We start from the raw sequence: 23,107 nt of genomic DNA, 5'->3' as shown, positions 1-23,107 counted from the left end.
TGCTCACGCGACCGGCTCAGGGGGGCCGTACGGCTTCTGGAACCCTCGGAAGGAAGCCAAGCCATGGCCATGGACGTCATCTCCGTCATCCGCACCAAGCGGGACCGCGGTGAACTCAGCGACGCGCAGATCGACTGGGTCATCGACGCGTACACCCGCGGGGAGGTCGCCGACGAGCAGATGTCCGCCCTCGCCATGGCGATCCTGCTGAACGGCATGAACCGCCGCGAGATCGCCCGCTGGACCGCCGCGATGATCGCCTCCGGCGAGCGCATGGACTTCTCGTCGCTGTCCCGCCCGACCGCCGACAAGCACTCCACGGGCGGCGTCGGCGACAAGATCACCCTGCCGCTGGCCCCCCTGGTCGCCGCCTGCGGAGCCGCCGTACCGCAGCTGTCCGGCCGCGGCCTCGGCCACACCGGCGGCACCCTCGACAAGCTCGAAGCGATCCCCGGCTGGCGGGCGCTGCTGTCCAACGAGGAGATGCTGCACGTCCTCGACACCACCGGCGCGGTGATCTGCGCGGCGGGCGACGGACTGGCCCCCGCCGACAAGAAGCTCTACGCCCTGCGGGACGTCACCGGCACGGTCGAGGCCATCCCGCTGATCGCCTCCTCGATCATGTCCAAGAAGATCGCCGAGGGCACGGGCTCGCTGGTCCTGGACGTGAAGGTCGGCACCGGCGCCTTCATGAAGACCATCGAGGACGCCCGCGAACTGGCCTCCACGATGGTCGGCCTGGGCACGGACCACGGCGTCAGGACGGTCGCGCTCCTCACCGACATGGCCACGCCCCTCGGCCTGACCGCCGGCAACGCCCTGGAGGTCCGCGAGTCGGTGGAGGTCCTGGCGGGCGGCGGCCCCGCGGACGTGGTCGAGCTGACGATCGCCCTGGCCCGCGAGATGCTGGAAGCGGCCGGGGTGAAGGACGCCGACCCGGCGAAGGCCCTGGCCGACGGCTCGGCCATGGACGTGTGGCGCCGCATGATCGCGGCCCAGGGCGGCGACCCGGACGCGGCGCTGCCGGTGGCCCGCGAGCAGCACGTGATCAAGGCCCCTTCCTCCGGAGTCCTGACCCGCCTCGACGCCTACGGCATCGGCGTCGCGGCCTGGCGTCTCGGTGCGGGCCGTGCCCGCAAGGAGGACCCGGTCCAGGCGGGCGCGGGCGTCGAGATGCACGCCAAGCCCGGTGACGAGGTCACCGAGGGCCAGCCCCTGCTGACCCTCCACACGGACACACCGGAGCGCTTCGAGTACGCCCTCCAGTCGGTCGAGGGCTCCTACGACATCGCAGCACCGGGAACGGCCTTCACAGCGTCGCCGGTGGTGCTGGAGCGGATCGCCTGACCTGGGGCTTTCCCCTTCGGGTGAACGGGACCGGTGGACCCCCGCCGGTCCCGTTCGGCATGCTGGGACCGGTGACGCACTGATTGGCGTCCCGCCATGAGCGCACTCACCGTCGACCACTCGCCGACCAACGGGCACGAGTGGGACGACCTCGTCCGGATCTGGCAGGAGACGGACGCGCCAGAGGGCTGCAAGGTGGAGATCATCGAGGGGATCGTCTCCGTGGCACCGCCGCCGTCCAACGCCCACAACGACATCGCCGACTTGGTTCAGCGAGCCCTGTACGAGGTCGTCCCCAGGCACTGGGGCATCTACCAGACTCTGGGTACGGCGGTGCCGTCCCGTGACGGGCTCTACATCCCTGATCTCGCCGTAGCCCCCAGGCAGGTGCTGCGTGACGAGGGTGGCAACTTCATCCCAGCGGCTGCCGCCGAACTCATCGTCGAGATCACGTCCAAGTCGAACGCGGCGCACGACCGGATCAAGAAGGCCGCAGGCTGCGCCCAGGCGGGTGTGCCGTTGTACCTGCTCATCGACGGCTGGGCCCCCGGCGGCCCCACCATCACGCTCTACGGCGAACCGCCACGGGATGTCCACCGGGTCCTCGATGCGGGCAAGTTCGGAGAACGCATCGCGCTGCCCGAGCCCTTCGGCCTCGAACTCGACACCGGCGAGTTCGCCGGGCACTGAATCACCCCAGCGCAGCCGCACGGCGCCTCACCGCCGGTGACGAGGGCAGCGGGCGCGGCAGGGCCGGATCGTTGAGGCATACAGCCAACCGCGGGACGGACAGCCGCGATGAGTTACCGCCGCCCGCCCGGTCTACCGATCGTGGACGCCATGACACCGCCCGTGCTCGTACTGCCCGGCCCCGTCACCCGGGACGAGGTGAGAGGGCTCAGTGAGGATGTGCGGGCACTGCTGCACGGCAGCGGTGCCCGGGTCGTGGTGTGCGATGTCGCGGGCCTGGGGCCGCCGGGCCTCGCCGCCGTCGACCTGCTGGCGAGGCTTCAGCTCGCCGCCCGCCGCGCCGGGGGGCGGATCCGGCTGCGCGACCCCGACCCGGCCCTACGCGCCCTGCTCGACCTGGTCGGTCTCCGCTTCGAGGTGGAGGGGGAGGTCGAAGAGCGGGAACCAGCGCTGGGTGTCGAGGAAGCAGTGGAACCCGGTGATCCGGCCGTCTGAGATCTCCAGCACCTGGACCGCCCACGGCGTGAAGCCGCCCTTCTCGGGGTCCGGCTTGTACTGGGCGAACCCCGGCAGGCCGTTGACCTGGACGGGCACCAGCCGCGAGCCCGCGCAGGGCGCGCCGAGGGTGGTCATGAAGCCGGTGATGTCGCGCGTGCCGGTCAGCCACAGGTCGAACGGCGGCATCGTCATGACCGCGTCCTCGTGCAGCAGCGTCGTCAGCGCCGTCATGTCGTAGCCCTCGAAGGCCGCCACATAGCGGTCCAGCAGCTTCTGCTGGTCCTCGTCCAGCGGGTCGGAGACGGCCGCCTCGGCGCCCGGCTCCTGCCGCTCGGCGAGGGTGGCGCGGGCCCGCTGGAGGGCGCTGTTCACCGACGCCACCGAGGTGTTCAGCAGCTCGGCGACCTCACTGGCCTTCCAGGCGAGGACCTCGCGCAGGATCAGCACGGCCCGCTGCTTGGCCGGGAGCTTCTGCAGGGCGGCCATGAACGCGAGCCGCACGGACTCCTTGGCGATCGCCGCCTCCGCCGGGTCACCGGTGGTGGGCAGCACACGGGCGTCCGGCATGGGCTCCAGCCAGGTGTTGTCCGGTCGGGGGGTGAGGGCGGCCTGGGCGAGCGGGGTGGACTCGGTCAGGTCCATGGGCCGGGCGCGCTTGTTGCCCGCGGTCAGCATGTCCAGGCACACGTTGGTCGCGATGCGGTAGAGCCAGGAGCGCAGGCTGGAGCGGCCCTCGAACTTGTCGTAGCTGCGCCAGGCGCGGATCATCGTGTCCTGCACCGCGTCCTCCGCCTCGAAGGACGAGCCGAGCATCCGGTAGCAGTATCCCGTCAGCTCCGTCCGGTGTGCCTCCAGCCTGCTGTCCAGATCCGTCGGTGCCGTCGTGCCGTTCGCCATCTCCACCCACCCCTGTGGACGTTCTGTTCACGCGCCTTTGCGCCCCAGCACTTCGGAAGCTACCGCAGCCCACTGACAACGACCCCCCGAGCGCACAAAGGCGCAGGTGGGAGCAGGTGATCCAAAACCGGCCCGACCAGAGCGCCGGTCTTCACACCAGCTCCTTGACCGACATGAGCAGATGCAGGTGCTCGCCGGCCGCCGCGACCGGATCCGCCTCGTCCGGCACCGCGTGCAACAGCGCCCGCTGCCCCGCCCCGAGCAGTTCCAGCCGCACCCGCGGGCTCTCGAAGGACGTCAGGGCGTCCAGCAGGTAGGCCGGGTTGAACGCGACCGGCATCTCGTCGGCGCCGGTCAGCGTGGCGGGCAGCCGCTGGGCCGCCACGTCGTCGCCGTAGCCGGCGCGCAGCCGCACGGATCCGCCCGCCGAGAAGTCGAGCCGCACGGGGCTGTTCGCCTCCGCCACCACCGCGACCCGCCGCACCGCCTCCGTGAGGTCCTCGCGCGTCACCTCGGCGACCGCGGCCCCCGCCATGTCGAACAGCGACGTGTACGCCGGCAGCCGCCCGTCCAGCAGCCGCAGCGCGGTGCGCGTCCGCCCGCCCTCGAAGCCGACCAGCCCGCCGCCCCCGCCCGGCTCCCACCCGATCCGCAGGTCCCCGCAGCGCCCCAGCGACCGCGCCACGTCCAGCAGCCGCCGCGCCGGCAGCAGCGTCTCCACGACCCCGTCACCGGCGGCGGCCTCCGGCTTCCACTCCAGCCGCCGCACCGCGTACCGGTAGCGGTCCGAGGCCGACAGGGTCATCTTCCCGCCGTCGAGGCGCAGTTGTACGCCCGTCAGCAGGGGCAGCGTGTCGTCGCGTCCGGCGGCGACCGCCACCTGGGCGACGGCGGTCGCGAAGGCGGCGGCGTCGACGGTGCCGTAGGGCGCGGGCGGCCCGGGCGGGGACGGGTACTCCGCGAGCGGCAGCGTCGACAGCCCGAAGCGCGTACCGTCCGCCTCCACCGTGAACCGCGAGCGCTCCAGCACACAGCCCACCGGCCCGTCCGGCAGCACCCGGCAGACGTCCAGCAGCCGCCGCCCCAGGACGAGCACCCGCCCGGGCGCGGGGACCTCCGCGTCGGCCTCCGCCCGTACCGCCGCCTCGAAGTCGAAGCCCGTCACGGCCAGCCGCCCCGCGTCCGCCTCCAGCAGCAGCCCGCCCAGCACCGGCACCGGTGTCCGCCCGGGCAGCGCGCGGGCCGCCCGGCCCACGGCATCGGCGAACTCCGTACGGTCGATGCGGAACTCCATGAAAAATCCCCCTGTTCGGAACCGGTGATCAGCCGGCGCGGACGTTATCCGCACCCACTGACAACCGGTCCCGACCAGGGGGGTGCCGCCGAGTCTCAGGCGGCCGTGGCCAGTTCACGGCGCTGGAGCCGGGCCGCCCGGGTACCGAAGACCGTGATCGTGACGACGCCCAGGACCGCCAGGAGTCCGACCCCGACCGTCCCGGCCCAGCCGCCCGCGTGGAAGGCGATCGCGCCGACCGTGCTGCCCGCGCTGGATCCGATGTAGTACGCGGACTGGTACAGCGCCGACGCCTGGGCGCGGCCGTGCGTGGCCGTCTTGCTGACCGCGGAGGAGGCGACCGCGTGGCCCGCGAAGAAGCCCGCCGTGATGAGGACCAGGCCCGCCAGGACCAGCGCGAGCGAGCCCGCCAGGGACAGCAGCAGGCCCGCCGTCGTCGTACCGCCCGCCGCGTACAGCGCGCCCCGCCGGCCCAGCCGCCCGACCAGCCGGCCCGCCGTCGACGCCGACACCGTGCCGACCAGGTACACCAGGAAGATCGAGCCGATGATGCCCTGCGGCAGCGAGAACGGCGCTTCGGTCAGCCGGTAGCCGATGACCGTGTACACGCCGCCGAACACCGTCATGAACAGCGCGCCGATCGCGTACAGCCGGCACAGCAGCGGGTCGGACAGGTGGGCGCGGACCGTCCCGGCCAGGACGCGCGGCCGCAGCGAACCGGCCCTGAAGTGCTTCGGGGCGGGAAGCAGCAGCCGGAAGGCCACCGCGCACGCCACCGCGATCACACCGATGACCCCGACGGCGATCCGCCAGCCCCACTCCTGCGCGACCCAGCCGGTGATGACCCGGCCGCTCATCCCGCCGACACTGTTGCCCGCGACGAACAGTCCGATCGCCGTGATCAGCGCCTTCGGGCTGACCTCCTCCGCGAGATACGCCGTCGCCGACGCGGGCAGCCCGGCGAGGGCGGCACCCTGGAGCGCCCGCAGCGCGATCAGCACACCGAGGGAGGGGGCCAGTGGCACCAGCAGCCCGAGCGTGACGGCCACCGCCAGCGACGCGGTCATGACCGCCCGGCGCCCGAAGCGCTCCGACAGGGCGCTCATCGGCAGCACGAACAGCGCCAGCCCGCCCGTCGCGGCGGCCACCGTCCAGCTCGCGTCGCTCGCCGCCACCCCGAACTCGCCGGAGATCAGGGGGAGCAGCGCCTGGGTGGAGTACAGCAGCGCGAAGGTCGCGACACCCGCGAGGAACAGGGCGAAGCTCATCCGGCGGTAGCCGGGGCCGCCTGGTGAGACACGTGAATCGGGGGTGGGAACAGAGGCATCGGCGCCCACGATCGTGGACGCCCCGGTACTGGCGGGAGACATGCCTCGAACCTACGGACGACGCACTCATCCGTCCAATGCATGGAACGGTCATAATCGTTCCCATGGTGCATCAACAGAGCTCACAGCCCCGCCTGTCACCCAGCAGTGACACAGAAGACATGGCAGAGATGTCGAAGCTGCTGGCACCGCGCCTCGCCTACTTCGCGGGCGTCGCGCGCACCGAGCACGTCACCCGCGCCGCCCAGGAGATGAACGTCCCGCAGTCGACCCTGTCGCGGTCCATGGCCCGTCTGGAGCAGGACCTGGGCGTCGACCTGTTCGCCCGGCACGGCCGCACGGTCTCCCTCACCCCGGCCGGCCGCACCTTCCTCACCTCCGTCGAACGCGCCCTGGCCGAGGTCGAGCGCGCCGCCGAGGAGGTGCGCGCCGACGCCGACCCGACCACCGGCAAGGTCGCCTTCGGCTTCCTGCACACCATGGGCGCCGAGACCGTCCCGGGCCTCCTGCACGCCTTCCGCGCCGACCACCCGCGCGTCCGCTTCAGCCTCGTCCAGAACTACGGCGAGGCCATGCTGGAACGCCTGCGCGCCGGCGAGCTCGACCTGTGCCTGACGTCCCCTGTGCCGGACGCCCCCGACCTGGTGGCCCGCCGCCTGGACGAGCAGAAGCTGCGCCTGGTCGTCCCCGCGGACCACTCCCTGGCAGGCCGCCGCCGCATCCGCCTCGCCGAGGCCGCGGACGAAACCTTCGTCACCCTGGAACCCGGCTACGGCCTGCGCCGCATCACCGACGACCTCTGCAAGGAGGCCGGCTTCAAGCCCCGCATCGCCTTCGAGGGCGAAGAGGCGGAAACACTGAGGGGCTTGGTGGCGGCGGGCCTGGGAGTCGCCCTCCTGCCTCCACCGGCCGTCCCGCGCCCGGGAGTGGTGGAACTGACGGTCACGGCCCCCAGGGCAGCCCGGGAAATCGGAGTCGCCTGGCTGGAGGGCCGCCCGGACACACCCCCGGTGGCGGCCTTCAAGAAGTTCCTGCTCTCAAGAAGGGGCAGCCTGTTGCCAACCTGAAGGGGCGCGGGGAACTGCGCGAGCAACCCACCACAGACCCGCACCCCGAAAACTACGGGCACCTCAAACGGCGCTACCGCCGAGAAGGACTGAACCCCGCAGCGAGCGGCATCCGCAACCCCAGTGGCGGCGGCGCGGCGAACGCGTCCCGCACGGGCCGCGACACCACCCGCCCGAACAGCGCCCCCATCACGAAGTCCTCCGCCAGCGCCAGCACTTCGTCCCGGTACTGATGCAACCCGTGCCCGTCCGCGTGCACTTCGAACCGGCACACGTCCCGGTTCGCCTTCTTCGCCCGCGCCGCCAGGCGGAACGACAGCTCGGGATCCGTCCGCCCGTCGTTCGTGCCGTGCACGATCAGCACCTGGCGTCCGACCAACTGCTTCACCGGTTCGGGTGGCGCCGCGACGTCCTCCTCCGGCAGCCAGGGGGCCAGCGCCAGCACGGAGTTGACGGCGTCGTGGCCGCCCGCCCGCAGCCCCGCCCGGCCGCCCATCCCGAGACCCACGAGGCAGACCGGGACGTCCCCGTAGCGCCGTACGATCTCGTCGGCCGCCCAGGTGGCGTCCTGCGCGAGACGGGCCTCGCTGCCGTTCCAGCCGCGGTAGCGGTAGTGCACCACGTGCGCCGCGAGACCCTCGTTCCGGCCCGCGCGGGCCAGTCGTCGCCCGACGGCGCGCATGGAGGCGGTCGCCAGCACGGTCGACGGTCTGCGGGCGGAGACCTCGTCGCCGCCGGGGAGCAGCAGCACCGCGCCGCTCACCGCCGTCGGCTGCGGACCGAGTGCCCTGCCCAGCCGGGCCCTGCGAACCGGCGTCGCTTGGTGTGCCATGACAGAACAGTGTCAGAAGCGCGGGTGTACACGACCCGTCCTCGGGGTCACCGTTACGTATCGACGAAAAAGTAAAGCCGCCGGGGCCGCGCCCTCTACGCGCGTAGGAGTTAGAGTGCGGAAATGACGAGCCAGACCACCGCGAACACCCCGACAACGGACCAGATCCGCCGGGCGCCCAAGGTTCTGCTGCACGACCACCTCGACGGCGGTCTGCGCCCCGGCACCATCGTCGACCTCGCCCGCGAGAACGCCTACACCCGGCTCCCCGACACCGACCCCGAGAAGCTCGGCGTGTGGTTCCGCGAGGCCGCCGACTCCGGTTCCCTGGAGCGGTACCTGGAGACGTTCTCCCACACCGTCGCCGTCATGCAGACCCGTGACGCCCTGGTCCGGGTCGCTGCCGAGTGCGCCGAGGACCTGGCCGCCGACGGCGTCGTCTACGCCGAAGTGCGCTACGCCCCCGAGCAGCACCTGGAAGGCGGCCTCAGCCTCGAAGAGGTCGTCGAGGCCGTCAACGAGGGCTTCCGGGAAGGGGAGCGGCGCGCACGCGGGAACGGACAGCGCATCCGCGTCGGCGCGCTGCTCACCGCCATGCGGCACGCGGCCCGCGCCCTGGAGATCGCCGAACTCGCCAACCGTCACCGCGATCTGGGCGTCGTCGGCTTCGACATCGCCGGTGCCGAGGCCGGCTACCCGCCCACCCGGCACCTCGACGCCTTCGAGTACCTGAAGCGCGAGAACAACCACTTCACCATCCACGCCGGGGAGGCCTTCGGGCTGCCCTCCATCTGGCAGGCCCTCCAGTGGTGCGGCGCCGACCGGCTGGGGCACGGCGTGCGGATCATCGACGACATCCAGGTCCACGAGGACGGCCGGGTCGAGCTGGGGCGGCTCGCCTCCTACGTCCGGGACAAGCGCATCCCGCTGGAGCTGTGCCCGAGCTCCAACCTCCAGACCGGGGCCGCCGCCTCGTACGCCGAGCACCCCATCGGGCTGCTGCGCAGGCTGCACTTCCGCGCCACGGTCAACACGGACAACCGTCTGATGTCCCACACCAGCATGAGCCGGGAATTCGAGCACCTCGTCGAGGCATTCGGATACACGCTCGACGACATGCAGTGGTTCTCCGTCAATGCGATGAAATCAGCGTTCATTCCTTTCGATGAACGACTGGCCATGATCAATGACGTCATCAAGCCCGGATATGCCGAGCTGAAATCCGAATGGCTGTTCCGTCAGACCGCTTCCACCAGCGGTTCTGTCGATTCCGAGGGCTGATCTCGGCGTATTCGGCGGACGGCGGATGCGGACGGCGTTCACAATCCGTCCGCATTTCGATGTTTGCGGCGGGTGGCGCCGGGTGTTTACGGTCGCTGGACCGCTCACCCACCCCGTCATCCCGTTACGAGGACGCCTTTCATGAAGCAGTCTGCTGCCAAGTCCCTCGGTGTCGCCGCTCTCGGTGCCGCTTTCGCCGCCGCCGGTGCGGGCGCCGCCAACGCCGCCCCGGCCCTCCCGGACACCGCCCAGACGCTGGAGACCGTCACCACGGCGCTTCCGGCGGAGCAGCTCTCCCAGACGCTGCCGGGCTCGGGTGAGGCGCTGGGTCAGGGGCAGACGGCGGCCGGCGCCGGCCTGGCCGCCGCCCAGCCGGTCGCCGAGCAGGTCCTCGCCAACGGCCCGACGGGCCCGGCCGCCAAGCTGCTGGGCGGGCTCCCGGTGCAGGGCATGCCCACGCACGGCCTGCCGGTGAACGGCGTGCCGGTCGGCTGACCCACCCGCCGAGGCGGACACACCCGCCGATGGGGCGCACCCGCACGGGGTGCGCCCCATCGGCGTTCTCGCATCCGGGAGTTCACCAGGCCGCGCGGGTCTTGCCGTGCACCTTGTCCTCCGAGGGCAGCACGATCCACAGCGCGATGTACAGCAGGAACTGCGGGCCGGGCAGCAGGCACGAGACGAGGAAGATCGTGCGCATCGTCGTCGCGGAGGTGCCGAAGCGCCGTGCCAGCGCGGCGCACACTCCGCCGATCATGCGGCCGTGGGTGGGGCGGGCGAGGCGGGACATGTGCGACTCCTTCAACGTCGGTGTGCTTGGGGCCTCCCGTCCGAGTACCCCATCCGCACTCCACGCTACGGAGACGAAGGGGGCAAAGCGTCGCTCCACGGGGCGATCCCGACCCTGGGAATCGTCGGGGTCCGACCCTGAGCCGGCTCCTCCGGGGGGAGGGGCGCACGCAGCACGCGGGCGGCGGTACGGCGGCGCAGCCAGGAGCGGCCCGCCGGGACCACCGCGAGATGCGCGAGGGCCACGCCCACGGTGTTCAGGAACAGCGAGTCGACATCGACGACCTGACCGGGCACACCGGTCTGCAGCAGTTCGATGCCCCACGACAGCAGGGCACCGGCCGCGACGGTGCGCAGCAGGGACGCCAGCGGCGAGACGGCCAGCCTGCCGCTCACCATCGGCAGCAGCACACCCAGCGGGGCGAGCAGCGCCAGCTTCTCACCGATGTGGCGGGCCGCCGCGGGCCAGCCCAGGGCGAGATCGGCCCGGATACCGGCGAACGGCCGCAGATTGGCCGGCATCACCCAGGGCACGTCCAGCGGCCGCAGCGTGAACCAGGCGACGAACGCGAGGTGGGCGACGAGGAGGACACCTCCTGTCACACGGATGCGGAACGCGGCGCTGCCGCCGATGGAGCCTTGACGCTGCACGCCCCCCTAGACGCGCCCTCCGGCGGGATCGGTTCCGGGAGGGGCCCCGGCAGACCTGTGAGGCATGCGCCACAACCCGTCCGGGTCACTCCCCGGCCACGCCCTTCGACGGCGGTTCCGTGCTGCCCGGCCGGGCCCGCACCTCGTCCGTGCACTCGTAGCGGCGCGGCTCCTCGGCGCCGGGCCCGCCCAGGACCACCGAGCCGTCCCCCTCGGCCGCCGCCGAGTCGGAGAAGGTGCAGACGATCTGTGCCAGGGCGTACGAGGTGAGTCCGGCCGGTGCCGTGCTCAGCCGCAGCGTGTCCTCCGGGTCGCCGGGGCGCGGCCCGCCCACGGTGATGCCGTCGCGCACGTCCGTGCTGTAGCCGGCTTCCTTCTCGGCGGCCGACGGCGGTGTGGCGAGCTGGTCCAGCAGGCCCTGCGCGACGAGCAGGCGCCGCTCGGAGTCGGCCGCGCCGTCCGGGACCCGCACGGCCCGGTCGACCGTCACCAGCGCGGACCCGCACAGCAGGAACACCTGCACCGGCAGCCCCCGGGCCGCCTGCGTCGAGACGTCCGGCTCGGAGAGCGAGCACTGCACCCGCGAGGGCGCGGGCCCGAAATTCGTCGGCACCTCCGTGGCCCGGATCCCGCAGCCGGCCAGCAGCACGGCGAGCGCCGGAACGGCCAGCACACGGGGCACGGCCGCGAGACGGGCGGTCATCATGCGTCCCCCTTCGGGGCCTCGCCCTGGGGCCGGTCGGTGTCGCTCCCGGGCGTCAGACCGTCCTCGGCGGGCTGCTCCTCCGCGGGGGACGTGCCGCGCGGGAGCCGCAGGGTGAACACCGCGCCGGAGTCGGGCGAGTTGGCCGCGGTGATCTCGCCGCCGTGGATGTGGGCGTTCTCCAGCGCGATGGACAGACCCAGGCCGCTGCCCTCGGAACGCGGCCGGGAGGCGCTGGCCTTGTAGAAGCGGTCGAAGACGTGCGGCAGGACGTCCTCGGGGATGCCGGGCCCGTGGTCCTGCACCTCGATGACGATCGAGTCGTCCGCCTCCCGCACCGACACCCGCACCGGGGAGCCACCGTGCTTGAGCGCGTTGCCGATCAGGTTGGCCAGGATGACGTCCAGGCGGCGCGGATCCAGCCGGGCGTGCAGACCGCGCTCGGCGTCCAGCTCGACCGCGTCCAGCCAGGCGCGGGCGTCGATGCAGGCGGTGATCTGATCGGCGATGTCGACGTCGTCCAGCACGAGCCGGGCGGTGCCCGCGTCGAACCGGGTGACCTCCATCAGGTTCTCGACCAGGTCGTTCAGCCGCCGCGTCTCGCTGACCACCAGCCGGACGGCGGGCTCGATCATCGGGTCCATGCTGCCGGTCTCCGCCTCCAGCTCCTCCTCCAGCACCTCCGTGACGGCGGTGATGGCGGTGAGCGGCGTGCGCAGCTCATGACTCATGTCGGCGACGAACCGCCGGGACGCCTCGTCCCGGGCGGCCATGTCGGCGACCCGCTTCTCCAGCGCCTCGGCCGCGTTGTTGAACGTCCGGGACAGATCGGCGAGTTCATCGGTCCCGGACACGCGCAGCCGGGTGTCCAGCTTGCCCTCGCCGAGCCGCAGCGCGGCCGCCCCGAGCCGCTGCACCGGCTTCAGCACCGTCGTCGCCGCGGCCTGCGCGAGCAGTGCCGAGCCGATCAGGGCGAGGCCCGTGGCGATACCCAGCGACCAGGCCAGCGAGTTGAGGTCCTTCGCCTCCGGCTCCAGCGACTTGAGCATGTAACCGGTCGGCCCGCCGCCGATCACGCGCGTACCGGCCACCAGGTAGGGCGTGTCGTGGTCGACTATCCGCTGCCAGTACAGGTGGTACGGCTGCTTGTTGCCGCCGTCGACCTTCTGCGCCTTGTTCACGGCCGTGCGCAGCGAGACCGGCACGTCGCGCAGAGAGAAGCCGCTCAGGCCACCGGAGCTGCCGTACACGGTCCGGCCCGCGGTGTCGCGGCCGACCAGCAGCACACTGAAGCGCTGGTCGCTGCCCGCCATCTGGCCGGCGGTGTGCTGCAACTCGTCCTGCGTCGGACGCTCGGGCAGCGCGGCCGCCCGGTTCTGCATCTCCTGCTCGAAGTCGCGCAGCACGGCGTCCTGGGTGCGGGTGAGCACGGCCTCGCGGTTGAGCCAGTACGCGATCGCGGACGCGGACACGGCGGCCGTCAGGGCCACCAGGCCGAAGACGACGACCAGCCGCAGCCGCAGGCTGGTGAAGCGCAGCCGCGACAGAACTCCCTTGCGCGCCCCGGTCCAGCCGCGGGCCCCCCCTTGGTGCGCCTGGGTCACTGAGGCGCGTCCAGCCGGTAGCCGACACCCCGCACGGTACGGATGAGCGTCGGGGACGACGGCACGTCCTCGACCTTGGCGCGCAGCCGCTGGACACACGCGTCCACGAGCCGCGAGTCGCCCAGGTAGTCGTGCTCCCACACCAGCCGCAGCAGCTGCTGCCGGGACAGCGCCTGGCCCGGCCGCCGGCTCAGCTCCAGCAGCAGCCGCAGCTCGGTCGGCGTCAGCTGGAGGTCCTCGCCGTTCTTCGTCACGGTCATCGCCGAGCGGTCGATGACGAGGCTGCCGAAGCTCGCCGCGTCGTTCGACTCCCGCTCGCCGCGCCGCAGCACGGCCCGGATCCGGGCGTCCAGCACCCGGCCCTGCACCGGTTTGACGACGTAGTCGTCGGCGCCGGACTCCAGCCCGACCACCACGTCGATGTCGTCGCTGCGCGCGGTCAGCAGGATGATCGGCAACTGGTCGGTGCGCCGGATGCGCCGGCACACCTCGAACCCGTCGATGCCGGGCAGCATCACGTCCAGCACGATCAGATCCGGCCGCTGCTCACGGAGCAGCTTCAGACCGTCCTCACCGCTGGCAGCGGTCGCCACGCGGTGACCCTGGCGCGTCAGTGAGAGCTCCAGGGCCGTCCGGATGGCGTCGTCGTCCTCGATCAGCAACAGGGAAGGCACGCGCTCATTCTGGCCCATGGAGGGGTCGGGGTTCGACCGGTGGGCCCCACTCGGTGCCGCCGATACCTCCGACGCGGGTGCCCGGCCTGGGCCCGACCCCTGTGACAGGTCTGTGACAGTCGGCGGACACGGCCATGAAAGTGCCGCGGCAAGCTTTTCGGCACAGGCAAGGAAGCCCGCCCCAACAGGCGGGCCGCACACCGGAAGTCCACGACGGGGGGCGCGAGATGAACACGCTGCACGGCATCAGCACCAGCGCAGTTGTCACGCGTCTGCACGACGTGCACAGGGGTTCCGAGAAGTCCGGTGCCGTGAGCGGGCGGGGGTGCGCTCGCGGCGCCGGGCGTCAGCACACCGCGTTCATGACGGTGGTTGACGCATCCACGGGGGAGAGCAAGGGGACGGGGGCGGCTCACGGGGGAGCCGCGTACGGGGAGGGCTCGGGGGAGCGTCGTTCGCTGACGGAGGCGGAGTTCACCGCCTACGTCCAGGAGCGCCGTGCCTCCCTGTACGCAACCGCCTACCACCTCACCGGCGACCGCTTCGAGGCCGAGGACCTGCTGCAGAGCGCGCTGTTCTCGACCTACCGGGCGTGGGACCGGATCAGCGACAAGGCCGCGGTCGGCGGATACCTGCGCCGCACCATGACCAACCTGCACATCAGCGCCTGGCGGCGCCGCAAGCTCAACGAGTACCCGACCGAGGAACTGCCGGAGACGCCCGGCGACACGGACGCGATGCGCGGCACCGAGCTGCGCGCCGTCCTGTGGCAGGCGCTGGCCCGGCTGCCCGAACTCCAGCGCACCATGCTGGTCCTGCGCTACTACGAGGGCCGCACGGACCCGGAGATCGCGGAGATCCTCGACATCAGTGTCGGCACGGTGAAGTCCAGCATCTGGCGGTCGCTCCGCCGGCTGCGCGAGGACGAGGTCCTCAGCTTCGGCCGTGACGAGGAGGACGCCTTCGGCGAGCTCGTCGCCTGAAGGTCGGGGGGGAGCACCACAAGGGGGCCCACGGGGGAACCGTACGGACGCCGGGGGGCGTCCTCGCGGGAGAGTGGGGACTCGGGGGAGGACCACGGGGGAGCACAGGAGCGGGACTGGAGGGCCGGGGGGTCCGTCCAGTCCCGCTTTCCTTTGTGCACCGGCCCTCTGGGGCCGGGCCGCCGGCTAGGCCGCCGTACGGAGGCTCGCGCACCCGCCGGCCGCCGCCGCGGCCAGCCGGCCCATCGCCTCGTCGCGGTCGCAGGCGTGCGCGCCCAGTGCCGTCTGGCGGGCGACGATCGTGCGCTCCTCGCGCATCAGGCGCCAGCCGCGGCGCAGCAGGAACGGCACCGACTTGCGGCCCTCCCTCAGATCCCGCAGGAAGCGGCGGCGGAACGTCTTCACCGGTCCGCGGCTCAGGCACAGCGCGTCGGCCAGGACGCCGAGTTCACGGCAGCGCGTGACGATCTCCGCAGCGAAGATGCCCTCCGCGATGAACAGCGGGGTCCGCCCGATGTCGACCGTCTCGGCGCCGGTGCGGGCGCTGAGCGAGAGGTCGTAGACGGGAACGTCCGTACGGCCCGTGCGGCACAGCCGGGTGATCGCGGCGACGGCCGTGTCCGCGTCCCACGAGTCCGGATGGTCCCAGTCGATGTCGGAGCTCTCCGGCACGAGCGGCAGCGTCGGGTCGTCGCCCTCCTTGTAGAAGTCGTCGAGCCGCAGCACCGGGAGGCCGGAGCGGGCCGCGAGGAGGGACTTGCCGGAGCCGGAAGGGCCGCAGAGCAGCACGACTCGCGTCGATAGGGACAGTGGAGAACTCACGGGACACCAGTGTGAGGCATCCACCGGGGGCCGTACGACCCCGCGGGTCGCCTTTGATGCGCGCGTCACACCTCAACTACCCTCGGTCCCGACACGATTACCCAGTGCATCAGAAGGTGGCAGTCATGGCCCGACACGACTCTCCCAAGAAGCCGGCCGCCCAGCGTGCCCTGGCCGTCCTCGCCACCGCGGGCGTGGCACTGGGGGCGGGTACGGCGTCGGCCGCGGCGGACACGACCTCGATCCTGGGCGTGGTCAACACCCGCCCCACCTCCCTCGGCAAGATCGACCCGGAGTCCGGCCTCCAGGCCGCGACCGGCACCGTCGGCTACGTCACCGGTCCCGTGGCCGGCCTCAAGCCCAACCCGCTCGCCGGCACCGGAGTCGACCCGCTCGACAACGGCATCGGCACCGACCTCGCCGACTTCAAGCCCATGACGTCCCAGGCCCTCACGGGGCCGGTGGCGCAGGCGCAGTCGATCGGGAGCGTGCCGGTGGTGGGGCAGGTGGCCGGGCTGCTGGCGCAGCAGTAGCTCACCGGCCTCGCAGCGGGACCTCCCGGATCAGCCATGCCACCGCGAAAGCCGCGGCGCACAGCGCGGCCGTGCCGAGCGCCACACCGTGCAGGCCTTCACCACACGGTGCAGGCCGTTCACCACACCGGTCCGGAACGCCTCCCGGGCCGGCTCCGGCAGGTCCCGCACCAGCGTGGGCGTCAGCTCCCCTTCGGTGAGCCGCCCGCCCTCGGCGCCGAGCCGGTCCGTCACCGCAGCCGTGAGCCGGCTGGTGTGGACGGAGCCGAGGACGGCGACGCTCAGGGAGCCGCCGATGGTGCGCAGCAGCGTCTGGGTGCCGCCTCTCCCCCCCCACCTGGCCGTCCCGCAGGGCGCGAAGGACTGGCGGGAGGTGCTGCGTTCCTACGCCCTGCAGACCAGGGAGCTGATGCTCGCCCACCCGTGGATGGCGGCCATGCCCACCCCCGTCATCCAGCTCACGCCGTCACGGCTGGCCGTGGCGGACCGGCAACTGGCCGCGCTCGCCGTCTGCGGTCTGGACGCCGACTCGGTGATGGCCGCCTTCCGGGCCGTCACCTCCTTCGTGCCCGGTTCGGCCCAGAGCGAGATCGGCCTGCGCGACTACCAGGAGCGCCACGGCTGGGCCAGCGGCGACGAGACCCGCGAGGCGCTCGCCCCGCAGATGCGCCACCTGGTGGGCACGGGCCGCTACCCGGCCTTCGAGCGGTACGCCCTCGGCGCGACCCGCAAGGACGACCGTGCCTGGGAGTTCGAGTTCGGCCTCGACTGCGTGCTCGACGGCATCGGGCAGCGGCTCGGGATCTGAGGGGCGGGACGCGGAGAAGCCCCGGCCCTCCCGGACGGAGGAGGGCCGGGGCTTCGGCTGTGAGGGGTGGCCCGGTACGACCGGCTCAGTACGACGAACCCGACGCGCCCAGCGAGCCCGTGGGGTGCCAGACCGTCTTGGTCTCCAGGAACGCCGTCATGCGGTCGATGCCGGGCGTCTCCGTGTAATCCACAGGCTGTGGACGGAGAACCCGCTTGAGGTTGTCGGCCGCGGCGATCTCCAGTTCCTTCGCCAGGGTCTCGTCGGCGCCCGCCAGGTCGATCGCGTTGACGTCCTGGTGGGCGGCGAGCGGGGCCGCGATCTCCGCCGTACGGCCCGACAGGACGTTGACCACGCCGCCGGGGACGTCCGAGGTGGCCAGGACCTCGGCGAGGGACAGGGCGGGCAGCGGGGCGTTCTCGCTGGCCACCACGATCGCCGTGTTGCCCGTCGCGATCACCGGGGCGAGCACCGACACCAGGCCCAGGAAGGAGGACTCCTGGGGTGCCAGGACGGCGACCACGCCCGTCGGCTCGGGGGAGGACAGGTTGAAGAACGGGCCCGCGACCGGGTTGCCCCCGCCGACCACCTGGGCGATCTTGTCGGTCCAGCCCGCGTACCAGACCCAGCGGTCGATCGTCGCGTCCACGACCGCCGCGGCCTTGGACTTCGACAGGCCCTCCGCGTCGGCCACCTCACGGGTGAACTGGTCGCGGCGGCCCTCCAGCATCTCGGCGACGCGGTAGAGCACCTGACCGCGGTTGTACGCCGTCGCCCCGGACCAGCCGCCGAACGCCTTGCGCGCCGCGACGACGGCGTCCCGGGCGTCCTTGCGGGACGACAGCGGCGCGTTCGCCAGCCACTTGCCCTTCGAGTCGGTCACCTCGTACACCCGGCCGCTCTCGGAACGCGGGAACTTGCCGCCCACGTACAGCTTGTAGGTCTTGAGGACACTGAGTCGCGTGTCAGACATCGAGGTACGCCTCCAGGCCGTGGCGGCCGCCCTCGCGGCCGAAGCCCGACTCCTTGTAGCCGCCGAACGGCGACGTCGGGTCGAACTTGTTGAACGTGTTGGACCAGACGACACCCGCGCGGAGCTTGTTCGCGACCGCCAGGATGCGGGAGCCCTTCTCCGTCCAGATGCCGGCGGACAGGCCGTACGGCGTGTTGTTGGCCTTGGCGACCGCCTCGTCCGGCGTGCGGAACGTCAGCACCGACAGCACCGGGCCGAAGATCTCGTCCCGGGCGACGGTGTGCGCCTGGGTGACGTTCGTGAACAGCGTCGGGGCGAACCAGTAGCCGCTCTCGGGCAGTTCGCACGCCGGGGACCAGCGCTCGGCGCCCTCCGCCTCGCCCTGCTCGACGAGCGAGGTGATGCGCGTGAGCTGCTCCTCGGAGTTGATCGCGCCGATGTCGGTGTTCTTGTCGAGCGGGTCGCCGAGGCGGAGCGTCGACAGCCGGCGCTTGAGGGAGTCGAGCAGCTCTTCCTGGATCGACTCCTGGACCAGCAGGCGGGAGCCCGCACAGCAGACCTGGCCCTGGTTGAAGAAGATGCCGTTGACGATGCCCTCGACGGCCTGGTCCACGGGTGCGTCGTCGAAGACGATGTTGGCGCCCTTGCCGCCCAGCTCCAGTGTGACCTTCTTGCGTGTCCCGGCGACCGTGCGGGCGATCTCCTTGCCGACGGCCGTGGAGCCGGTGAAGGCGACCTTGTTCACGTCCGGGTGGGACACCAGCGCGGCACCGGCGTCGCCGTAGCCCGGGAGGATGTTGACGACGCCCTTGGGCAGGCCCGCCCGGCGGCAGATGTCCGCGAAGAACAGCGCCGAGAGCGGGGTGGTCTCGGCCGGCTTCAGGACGACCGTGTTGCCGGTCGCGAGGGCCGGTGCGATCTTCCACGCCAGCATCAGGAGGGGGAAGTTCCAGGGGATGACCTGGCCCGCCACGCCCAGCGGCCTGGGGTTCGCCCCGTAGCCGGCGTGGTCGAGCTTGTCGGCCCAGCCCGCGTAGTAGAAGAAGTGCGCGGCGACCAGGGGAAGGTCCGCGTCGCGGGTCTCCTTGATCGGCTTGCCGTTGTCCAGGGTTTCGAGGACGGCCAGCTCGCGGGAGCGCTCCTGGATGATGCGGGCGATCCGGAAGAGGTACTTCGCGCGCTCCGCGCCCGGCAGCGCCGACCACTTCTCGAAGGCCCGGCGCGCGGCCTTCACCGCACGGTCGACGTCCTCGGAACCGGCCCGGGCGACCTCGGAGAGGACCTCCTCGGTGGACGGGGAGACGGTCTTGAAGACCTTGCCGTCCGCCGCTTCGACGAACTCGCCGTCGATGAACAGGCCGTACGAGGGCGCGATGTCGGCGATCGCGCGCGACTCGGGGGCCGGGGCGTACTCGAATACGGGTGCCATGGTGATCAGTCCACCGTCACGTAGTCGGGGCCGGAGTAGCGGCCGGTGGCCAGCTTCTGGCGCTGCATCAGCAGGTCGTTCAGCAGCGAGGACGCGCCGAAGCGGAACCAGTGGCTGTCCAGCCAGTCCTCGCCCGCCGTCTCGTTGACCAGCACCAGGAACTTGATGGCGTCCTTGGAGGTGCGGATGCCGCCGGCCGGCTTCACGCCGACCTGGATGCCGGTCTGGGCGCGGAAGTCGCGGACGGCCTCCAGCATGAGGAGGGTGTTCGCGGGGGTGGCGTTCACCGCGACCTTGCCGGTGGAGGTCTTGATGAAGTCCGCGCCCGCCAGCATCCCGAGCCAGCTCGCGCGGCGGATGTTGTCGTAGGTCGAGAGCTCGCCCGTCTCGAAGATGACCTTCAGGCGGGCCGATGTCCCGCAGGCCTCCTTCACGGCGGTGATCTCGTCGTACACCTTCAAGTATCGACCCGAGAGGAACGCCCCGCGGTCGATGACCATGTCGATCTCGTCGGCGCCCGCGGCGACGGCGTCACGGACGTCGGCCAGCTTGACGTCCAGCGCGGCGCGGCCGGCCGGGAACGCCGTGGCCACCGAGGCGACCTTCACGCCGGAGCCGGCGACGGCCTCCTTGGCCACGGCCACCATGTCGGGGTAGACGCAGACCGCCGCCGTGGACGGCGTCGTACGGTCCGTCGGGTCGGGCTTGACCGCCTTCGCGCCGAGCGCCCGGACCTTGCCCGGGGTGTCCGCGCCTTCCAGCGTCGTCAGGTCGACCATCGAAATGGCGAGGTCGATGGCGTACGCCTTGGCGGTCGTCTTGATCGAACGGGTGCCGAGCGAGGCCGCACGGCCTTCGAGCCCGACCGCGTCGACGCCGGGGAGCCCGTGGAGGAAGCGGCGCAGCGCGCTGTCGGACGCGGCGACGTCCCTGAGGGGGTGAGCTGCGGTGAGTGCAGAACTGGGCATGGTCACCAGACGAGCATATCTACGCGCGTAGCGGCTGTACAGCCCCCCGGTTTCTCCGGGGTCGGACCGCCATTTCTCCGAGGGTCGGACCGCCGGTCGCTCCCAGGCGTGGGGGACGTGGATGAGGGACGCGCGGACCGGTCCGGCAGAATCGAGACATGACGAGCCCCGAATCCCAGTCGCCGACCCCGCAGCCTGCGGAGCCCGAGTCCAAGGACCGGGTGTACCGGTCGGCCCCGGCCATCGCCGGTGGCGTGCTGCTGCTCGCCATCGCCGGATGGCTCGGCGTCGACGCGGTGATCTCCGGGGAGGGACGCACGCCGTGGCTCGCGCTCGCCCTGCTGCTCCTCGTCGTGCCGCTGGTCGTCGCCTTCACCCTGCGTCCGGCCGTGTACGCCGGCGACGACCGGCTGCGGATCCGCAACCCCTTCCGCATCGTCGTCGTGCCCTGGGGGCAGATCGCCTCGCTGCGCTCCGCCTACTCGAACGAGGTCCTCACCGAGTCCGGTGCGAAGTACCAGCTGTGGGCCGTGCCGGTCTCGCTGCGCGCGCGCAAGAAGGCCGCGCGGCGCGAGATGCGGGCTACGGCGCAGGCGCGGCGGCAGATGGGGCGGGACGAGAGCCGCGGCGGCGCGCTCGGCACGACCGAGGGGCTGCGGCAGGGCTTCAGCCGGGAGCCGCTGTCGGACGGGCCCGTCCGGGCGGAGACCGACCGGATCATGGACGACCTGCGGGGGCTGCACGAGGCGCGGCGGCAGGCGGAGTCGGCGCGGGGCGAGGTGACGGTGCGCTGGGCGTACGAGGTGCTGGCGCCGGCGGTCGCGGGCGGCGTGCTGGTGCTGATTCTGGTGGCGTTGGGCTGAGGGTCCGGCCGGCCCGGGTGGCGTTGGGCTGAGGGTCCGGCCGGTTCGGGCGGGGCCGGGGGTGAGGCCCGGCCCCTCTTCACCTTCCGCTTCCTGGACTCCGGCAGGACGAGGAGGACGTCGCCGAGGCGACCGAGCCGGCCGAGGGCCGGCGCGGACCGGCGCGGACCGGCCGGAGCAGCGCGGGTACGGCTACGGAACCTCAGGTCCAGCGCCCCGCGCCGCGGACCTCTCCCAGGCGCCTCTCGGCAAGCGGCAGCGGCGGGAGGCCGCCCGGAAGGGTTCCTCGGTCATCGGCGGGGGCGGTGGTGCGGGCCCCTCGGCCTCAGATGCCCGCCGCTGTCGACAGGTCGCGCTTGATCGACTCCAGCAGCGCCGTCGCCTTCGAGCGGGCCTCCGGGAGTTCCTCGTGCGACCCGACCGGGACCACGACCTCCAGGTAGCACTTCAGCTTGGGCTCCGTGCCGCTCGGGCGGACGATCACCCGGGCGCCGTCGAGGGTGTAGCGCAGACCGTCCGTGGGCGGGAGTTCCGCCGTGCCCTGGGTGAGATCGTCGGTACGCGTGATCGGCAGACCCGCCAGCTCCGTCGGGGGCTGCTCGCGCAGGCGCCGCATCGCGGCCGCGATGAGGGAGAGGTCCTCGACGCGGACCGAGAGCTGGTCCGTCGCGTGCAGGCCGTGCTCCACCGCCAGGTCGTCCAGCAGATCGAGGAGCGTGCGCCCCTCCTCCTTGAGCTGTGAGGCCAGTTCCGTGATCAGCAGCGCGGCCGTGATGCCGTCCTTGTCGCGTACGCCGTCCGGGTCCACGCAGTAGCCGAGCGCCTCCTCGTAGCCGTAGCGCAGGCCCTCCGCGCGGGCGATCCACTTGAAGCCGGTGAGGGTCTCGACGTGGGGCAGGCCCGCCTTCTCGGCGATCCGGCCGAGGAGCGACGACGAGACGATCGACTCCGCGAAGGTGCCGGTCGCTCCGCGGCGGACCAGGTGCGCGGCGAGCAGGGCGCCGACCTCGTCGCCGCGCAGCATGCGCCAGTCGGTGCCGTCCTGGACGGCGACGGCGCAGCGGTCCGCGTCCGGGTCGTTGGCGATGATCAGGTCCGGGGCGGTCTCACAGGCGCGTGCCGTCGCGAAGGCCAGGTCCATCGCGCCGGGTTCCTCCGGGTTGGGGAACGCGACGGTCGGGAACTCCGGATCGGGGTCCGCCTGCTCGGCCACGAGGACCGGTGCCGGGAAGCCGGCGCGGGCGAAGGCGGCCAGGAGGACGTCCTTGCCGACGCCGTGCATCGCCGTGTACACCGTGCGGGCGGTGCGGGGGGAGTCCTCGGACAGGACGGCGTCCGTGCGGGCGAGGTAGGCGTCGAGGACGCTGTCGTCGAGGGTGTCCCAGCCTTCGGTGGGCCGCCGGACGGTGGTGAGGGACGGGACGGCGGCGATCTCCGCCGCGATGTCGATGTCCGCCGGGGGGACGATCTGGGAGCCGTCGCCGAGGTAGACCTTGTAGCCGTTGTCGCGGGGCGGGTTGTGGCTGGCGGTGACCTCCACGCCCGCGACCGCGCCGAGGTGCTTTGTCGCGAAGGCGAGCACGGGGGTCGGAAGGGGGCGGGGGAGGACGGCCGCGCGCAGGCCGGCGCCGGTCATGACGGCGGCGGTGTCCTGGGCGAAGTCGTGGGACTTGTGGCGGGCGTCGTAGCCGATGACGACGAGGCCGTCGGCGTGACCCTGCTTCTTGAGGTAGGCGGCGAGACCGGCGGCGGCGCGGATGACGACCGAGCGGTTCATGCGCATGGGGCCGGCGCCGAGTTCGCCGCGGAGGCCGGCGGTGCCGAACTGGAGCGTGCCACTGAACCGGGCGGCGAGCTCGGTGTGGTCCTCGGCGTCGATGAGGCGGGCGAGCTCGGTGCGGGTTTCCGCGTCGGGGTCCTCGGTGAGCCACGCCTGGGCCTGTGCGATGAGTTCTTCGTGCACGGTGTGGTGTCAGCCTCTCCGGTGTGGTGTGGGTCTGTGAGGTGGTGGGGGTGCGCGTCTTCGCCTTGCGCCGGGTGGTGGGTCGGGGCCGCGCCGGGGGGTGTCCGTCC

The 23,107-nt window shown here is 72.2% G+C and carries 25 protein-coding genes; 10 read left to right on the top strand and 15 right to left on the bottom strand.

The genetic code is table 11. From position 1 onward, the window contains the following. Positions 1 to 63: 63 nt before the first annotated feature. The 3 genes from GTY56_RS36875 (at position 64) to GTY56_RS36865 (ending at position 2,532) form a co-directional block, all read left to right on the top strand. Positions 64 to 1,347 (top strand): thymidine phosphorylase, encoded by a 1,284-nt coding sequence (locus GTY56_RS36875; protein WP_161369620.1) that lies wholly within the window; start codon positions 64 to 66, stop codon positions 1,345 to 1,347. A 96-nt stretch (positions 1,348 to 1,443) separates the two neighbouring features. Then, entirely contained in the window at positions 1,444 to 2,037 is a 594-nt protein-coding gene (locus tag GTY56_RS36870) for a Uma2 family endonuclease (protein ID WP_161369619.1), read from the top strand. Between the two features lie 108 nt (positions 2,038 to 2,145). After that, positions 2,146 to 2,532 carry an STAS domain-containing protein gene (locus GTY56_RS36865; protein WP_161369618.1) on the top strand — a complete coding sequence of 129 codons (387 nt, stop codon included), beginning with the start codon at positions 2,146 to 2,148 and terminating at the stop codon, positions 2,530 to 2,532. Here GTY56_RS36865 and GTY56_RS36860 read toward each other — a convergent pair. From GTY56_RS36860 to GTY56_RS36850, 3 genes are all read right to left on the bottom strand, one after another. Next, positions 2,416 to 3,432 carry a sigma-70 family RNA polymerase sigma factor gene (locus GTY56_RS36860; RefSeq protein ID WP_161369617.1) on the bottom strand — a complete coding sequence of 339 codons (1,017 nt, stop codon included), beginning with the start codon at positions 3,430 to 3,432 and terminating at the stop codon, positions 2,416 to 2,418. The two genes, GTY56_RS36865 and GTY56_RS36860, sit on opposite strands and share 117 nt — an antisense overlap. A 151-nt stretch (positions 3,433 to 3,583) precedes the next feature. Continuing rightward, positions 3,584 to 4,726, bottom strand: coding sequence for a DNA polymerase III subunit beta (gene dnaN, locus GTY56_RS36855; protein WP_161369616.1), 1,143 nt, complete (start codon positions 4,724 to 4,726; stop codon positions 3,584 to 3,586). A gap of 95 nt (positions 4,727 to 4,821) precedes the next feature. Then, entirely contained in the window at positions 4,822 to 6,096 is a 1,275-nt protein-coding gene (locus GTY56_RS36850) for an MFS transporter (RefSeq protein WP_161369615.1), read from the bottom strand. A gap of 62 nt (positions 6,097 to 6,158) precedes the next feature. On the opposite strand from GTY56_RS36850, the gene GTY56_RS36845 reads away from it, so the two are divergent. Continuing rightward, entirely contained in the window at positions 6,159 to 7,121 is a 963-nt protein-coding gene (locus GTY56_RS36845; RefSeq protein WP_161369614.1) for a LysR family transcriptional regulator, read from the top strand. A 73-nt stretch (positions 7,122 to 7,194) separates the two neighbouring features. Here the strand turns inward: GTY56_RS36845 and GTY56_RS36840 are convergent, their stop codons facing one another. Next, the gene (locus GTY56_RS36840) at positions 7,195 to 7,953 is read right to left on the bottom strand and encodes an alpha/beta hydrolase family protein (RefSeq protein WP_161369613.1); all 759 of its coding nucleotides are present in this window, start codon (positions 7,951 to 7,953) and stop codon (positions 7,195 to 7,197) included. Positions 7,954 to 8,076: 123 nt separating this feature from the next. Between GTY56_RS36840 and GTY56_RS36835 the strand changes: the two genes are divergently transcribed. Both GTY56_RS36835 and GTY56_RS36830 read left to right on the top strand, forming a co-directional pair. After that, positions 8,077 to 9,234, top strand: a complete 1,158-nt coding sequence (locus tag GTY56_RS36835; RefSeq protein WP_161369612.1) for an adenosine deaminase — start codon at positions 8,077 to 8,079, stop codon at positions 9,232 to 9,234. Between the two features lie 141 nt (positions 9,235 to 9,375). Next, the gene (locus GTY56_RS36830) at positions 9,376 to 9,729 is read left to right on the top strand and encodes an ATP-binding protein (protein ID WP_161369611.1); all 354 of its coding nucleotides are present in this window, start codon (positions 9,376 to 9,378) and stop codon (positions 9,727 to 9,729) included. 82 nt (positions 9,730 to 9,811) lie between these two features. Here GTY56_RS36830 and GTY56_RS36825 read toward each other — a convergent pair whose 3' ends face one another. The 5 genes from GTY56_RS36825 to afsQ1 all read right to left on the bottom strand — a co-directional run bounded on the left by GTY56_RS36825 (position 9,812) and on the right by afsQ1 (position 13,655). Continuing rightward, the gene (locus GTY56_RS36825) at positions 9,812 to 10,024 is read right to left on the bottom strand and encodes a PspC domain-containing protein (protein ID WP_161369610.1); all 213 of its coding nucleotides are present in this window, start codon (positions 10,022 to 10,024) and stop codon (positions 9,812 to 9,814) included. Between the two features lie 65 nt (positions 10,025 to 10,089). Next, positions 10,090 to 10,674 (bottom strand): VanZ family protein, encoded by a 585-nt coding sequence (locus GTY56_RS36820; protein WP_161369609.1) that lies wholly within the window; start codon positions 10,672 to 10,674, stop codon positions 10,090 to 10,092. Positions 10,675 to 10,759: 85 nt separating this feature from the next. Beyond that, complete coding sequence (locus GTY56_RS36815) at positions 10,760 to 11,380, bottom strand: hypothetical protein (RefSeq protein ID WP_161369608.1); 621 nt, start codon at positions 11,378 to 11,380, stop codon at positions 10,760 to 10,762. After that, positions 11,377 to 12,981 carry an ATP-binding protein gene (locus GTY56_RS36810; protein ID WP_161369607.1) on the bottom strand — a complete coding sequence of 535 codons (1,605 nt, stop codon included), beginning with the start codon at positions 12,979 to 12,981 and terminating at the stop codon, positions 11,377 to 11,379. The genes GTY56_RS36815 and GTY56_RS36810 overlap by 4 nt, the downstream gene beginning before the upstream one ends. After that, entirely contained in the window at positions 12,978 to 13,655 is a 678-nt protein-coding gene (gene afsQ1, locus GTY56_RS36805) for a two-component system response regulator AfsQ1 (RefSeq protein WP_053675520.1), read from the bottom strand. The genes GTY56_RS36810 and afsQ1 overlap by 4 nt, the downstream gene beginning before the upstream one ends. 227 nt (positions 13,656 to 13,882) lie before the next feature. Between afsQ1 and GTY56_RS36800 the strand changes: the two genes are divergently transcribed. Continuing rightward, the gene (locus tag GTY56_RS36800; RefSeq protein WP_033311361.1) at positions 13,883 to 14,638 is read left to right on the top strand and encodes a SigE family RNA polymerase sigma factor; all 756 of its coding nucleotides are present in this window, start codon (positions 13,883 to 13,885) and stop codon (positions 14,636 to 14,638) included. Positions 14,639 to 14,824: 186 nt separating this feature from the next. On the opposite strand, the gene GTY56_RS36795 is transcribed toward GTY56_RS36800, so the two are convergent. Continuing rightward, on the bottom strand, positions 14,825 to 15,529 hold the full coding sequence (locus GTY56_RS36795; RefSeq protein ID WP_161369606.1) for a uridine kinase: 705 nt from the start codon (positions 15,527 to 15,529) through the stop codon (positions 14,825 to 14,827). A gap of 56 nt (positions 15,530 to 15,585) precedes the next feature. Between GTY56_RS36795 and GTY56_RS36790 the strand changes: the two genes are divergently transcribed. Next, positions 15,586 to 15,993: a hypothetical protein gene (locus tag GTY56_RS36790; RefSeq protein WP_161369605.1), complete on the top strand. Its 408-nt coding sequence runs from the start codon at positions 15,586 to 15,588 to the stop codon at positions 15,991 to 15,993. Positions 15,994 to 16,023: 30 nt separating this feature from the next. Here GTY56_RS36790 and GTY56_RS40985 read toward each other — a convergent pair whose 3' ends face one another. Further along, positions 16,024 to 16,227: a hypothetical protein gene (locus GTY56_RS40985; protein WP_237525199.1), complete on the bottom strand. Its 204-nt coding sequence runs from the start codon at positions 16,225 to 16,227 to the stop codon at positions 16,024 to 16,026. 61 nt (positions 16,228 to 16,288) lie between these two features. On the opposite strand from GTY56_RS40985, the gene GTY56_RS36780 reads away from it, so the two are divergent. Continuing rightward, entirely contained in the window at positions 16,289 to 16,801 is a 513-nt protein-coding gene (locus tag GTY56_RS36780; protein WP_237525198.1) for a TetR/AcrR family transcriptional regulator C-terminal domain-containing protein, read from the top strand. An 85-nt stretch (positions 16,802 to 16,886) separates the two neighbouring features. On the opposite strand, the gene GTY56_RS36775 is transcribed toward GTY56_RS36780, so the two are convergent. Genes GTY56_RS36775 through deoC form a run of 3 tightly spaced genes read right to left on the bottom strand, consistent with a single transcriptional unit; the run spans position 16,887 to position 20,171 of the window. After that, a complete protein-coding gene (locus GTY56_RS36775; protein ID WP_161369604.1) occupies positions 16,887 to 17,774 on the bottom strand; it encodes an aldehyde dehydrogenase family protein in 888 nt (295 codons plus the stop codon). After that, positions 17,767 to 19,203 carry an aldehyde dehydrogenase family protein gene (locus tag GTY56_RS36770; protein WP_161369603.1) on the bottom strand — a complete coding sequence of 479 codons (1,437 nt, stop codon included), beginning with the start codon at positions 19,201 to 19,203 and terminating at the stop codon, positions 17,767 to 17,769. The genes GTY56_RS36775 and GTY56_RS36770 overlap by 8 nt, the downstream gene beginning before the upstream one ends. 5 nt (positions 19,204 to 19,208) lie before the next feature. Continuing rightward, a complete protein-coding gene (gene deoC, locus GTY56_RS36765; protein ID WP_161369638.1) occupies positions 19,209 to 20,171 on the bottom strand; it encodes a deoxyribose-phosphate aldolase in 963 nt (320 codons plus the stop codon). 158 nt (positions 20,172 to 20,329) lie between these two features. Here deoC and GTY56_RS36760 point away from each other — a divergent pair, with 158 nt between their 5' ends. Further along, the gene (locus GTY56_RS36760; protein ID WP_161369602.1) at positions 20,330 to 21,034 is read left to right on the top strand and encodes a PH domain-containing protein; all 705 of its coding nucleotides are present in this window, start codon (positions 20,330 to 20,332) and stop codon (positions 21,032 to 21,034) included. 325 nt (positions 21,035 to 21,359) lie between these two features. Here GTY56_RS36760 and GTY56_RS36755 read toward each other — a convergent pair whose 3' ends face one another. Then, positions 21,360 to 22,997, bottom strand: coding sequence for a phosphohexomutase domain-containing protein (locus GTY56_RS36755; RefSeq protein ID WP_161369601.1), 1,638 nt, complete (start codon positions 22,995 to 22,997; stop codon positions 21,360 to 21,362). Positions 22,998 to 23,107: the final 110 nt, after the last annotated feature.

Source organism: Streptomyces sp. SID5643 (genome assembly GCF_009872555.1).
Classification (GTDB): Bacteria; Actinomycetota; Actinomycetes; order Streptomycetales; family Streptomycetaceae; genus Streptomyces; species Streptomyces iakyrus.
Note: the sequence above shows the minus strand (reverse complement) of the source record. Positions and strands in the feature narration are given on the sequence as shown.

Bases quoted from the DNA above. Each gene is read 5' to 3' on its own strand.
- GTY56_RS36875 (WP_161369620.1), top strand. From the start codon at position 64: ATGGCCATGGACGTCATCTCCGTCATCCGCACCAAGCGGGACCGCGGT.
- GTY56_RS36870 (WP_161369619.1), top strand. From the start codon at position 1,444: ATGAGCGCACTCACCGTCGACCACTCGCCGACCAACGGGCACGAGTGG.
- GTY56_RS36865 (WP_161369618.1), top strand. From the start codon at position 2,146: ATGAGTTACCGCCGCCCGCCCGGTCTACCGATCGTGGACGCCATGACA.
- GTY56_RS36860 (WP_161369617.1), bottom strand. From the start codon at position 3,432: ATGGCGAACGGCACGACGGCACCGACGGATCTGGACAGCAGGCTGGAG.
- dnaN (WP_161369616.1), bottom strand. From the start codon at position 4,726: ATGGAGTTCCGCATCGACCGTACGGAGTTCGCCGATGCCGTGGGCCGG.
- GTY56_RS36850 (WP_161369615.1), bottom strand. From the start codon at position 6,096: ATGTCTCCCGCCAGTACCGGGGCGTCCACGATCGTGGGCGCCGATGCC.
- GTY56_RS36845 (WP_161369614.1), top strand. From the start codon at position 6,159: ATGGTGCATCAACAGAGCTCACAGCCCCGCCTGTCACCCAGCAGTGAC.
- GTY56_RS36840 (WP_161369613.1), bottom strand. From the start codon at position 7,953: ATGGCACACCAAGCGACGCCGGTTCGCAGGGCCCGGCTGGGCAGGGCA.
- GTY56_RS36835 (WP_161369612.1), top strand. From the start codon at position 8,077: ATGACGAGCCAGACCACCGCGAACACCCCGACAACGGACCAGATCCGC.
- GTY56_RS36830 (WP_161369611.1), top strand. From the start codon at position 9,376: ATGAAGCAGTCTGCTGCCAAGTCCCTCGGTGTCGCCGCTCTCGGTGCC.
- GTY56_RS36825 (WP_161369610.1), bottom strand. From the start codon at position 10,024: ATGTCCCGCCTCGCCCGCCCCACCCACGGCCGCATGATCGGCGGAGTG.
- GTY56_RS36815 (WP_161369608.1), bottom strand. From the start codon at position 11,380: ATGATGACCGCCCGTCTCGCGGCCGTGCCCCGTGTGCTGGCCGTTCCG.
- GTY56_RS36800 (WP_033311361.1), top strand. From the start codon at position 13,883: ATGAACACGCTGCACGGCATCAGCACCAGCGCAGTTGTCACGCGTCTG.
- GTY56_RS36790 (WP_161369605.1), top strand. From the start codon at position 15,586: ATGGCCCGACACGACTCTCCCAAGAAGCCGGCCGCCCAGCGTGCCCTG.
- GTY56_RS36780 (WP_237525198.1), top strand. From the start codon at position 16,289: ATGGTGCGCAGCAGCGTCTGGGTGCCGCCTCTCCCCCCCCACCTGGCC.
- GTY56_RS36775 (WP_161369604.1), bottom strand. From the start codon at position 17,774: ATGTCTGACACGCGACTCAGTGTCCTCAAGACCTACAAGCTGTACGTG.
- GTY56_RS36770 (WP_161369603.1), bottom strand. From the start codon at position 19,203: ATGGCACCCGTATTCGAGTACGCCCCGGCCCCCGAGTCGCGCGCGATC.
- deoC (WP_161369638.1), bottom strand. From the start codon at position 20,171: ATGCCCAGTTCTGCACTCACCGCAGCTCACCCCCTCAGGGACGTCGCC.
- GTY56_RS36760 (WP_161369602.1), top strand. From the start codon at position 20,330: ATGACGAGCCCCGAATCCCAGTCGCCGACCCCGCAGCCTGCGGAGCCC.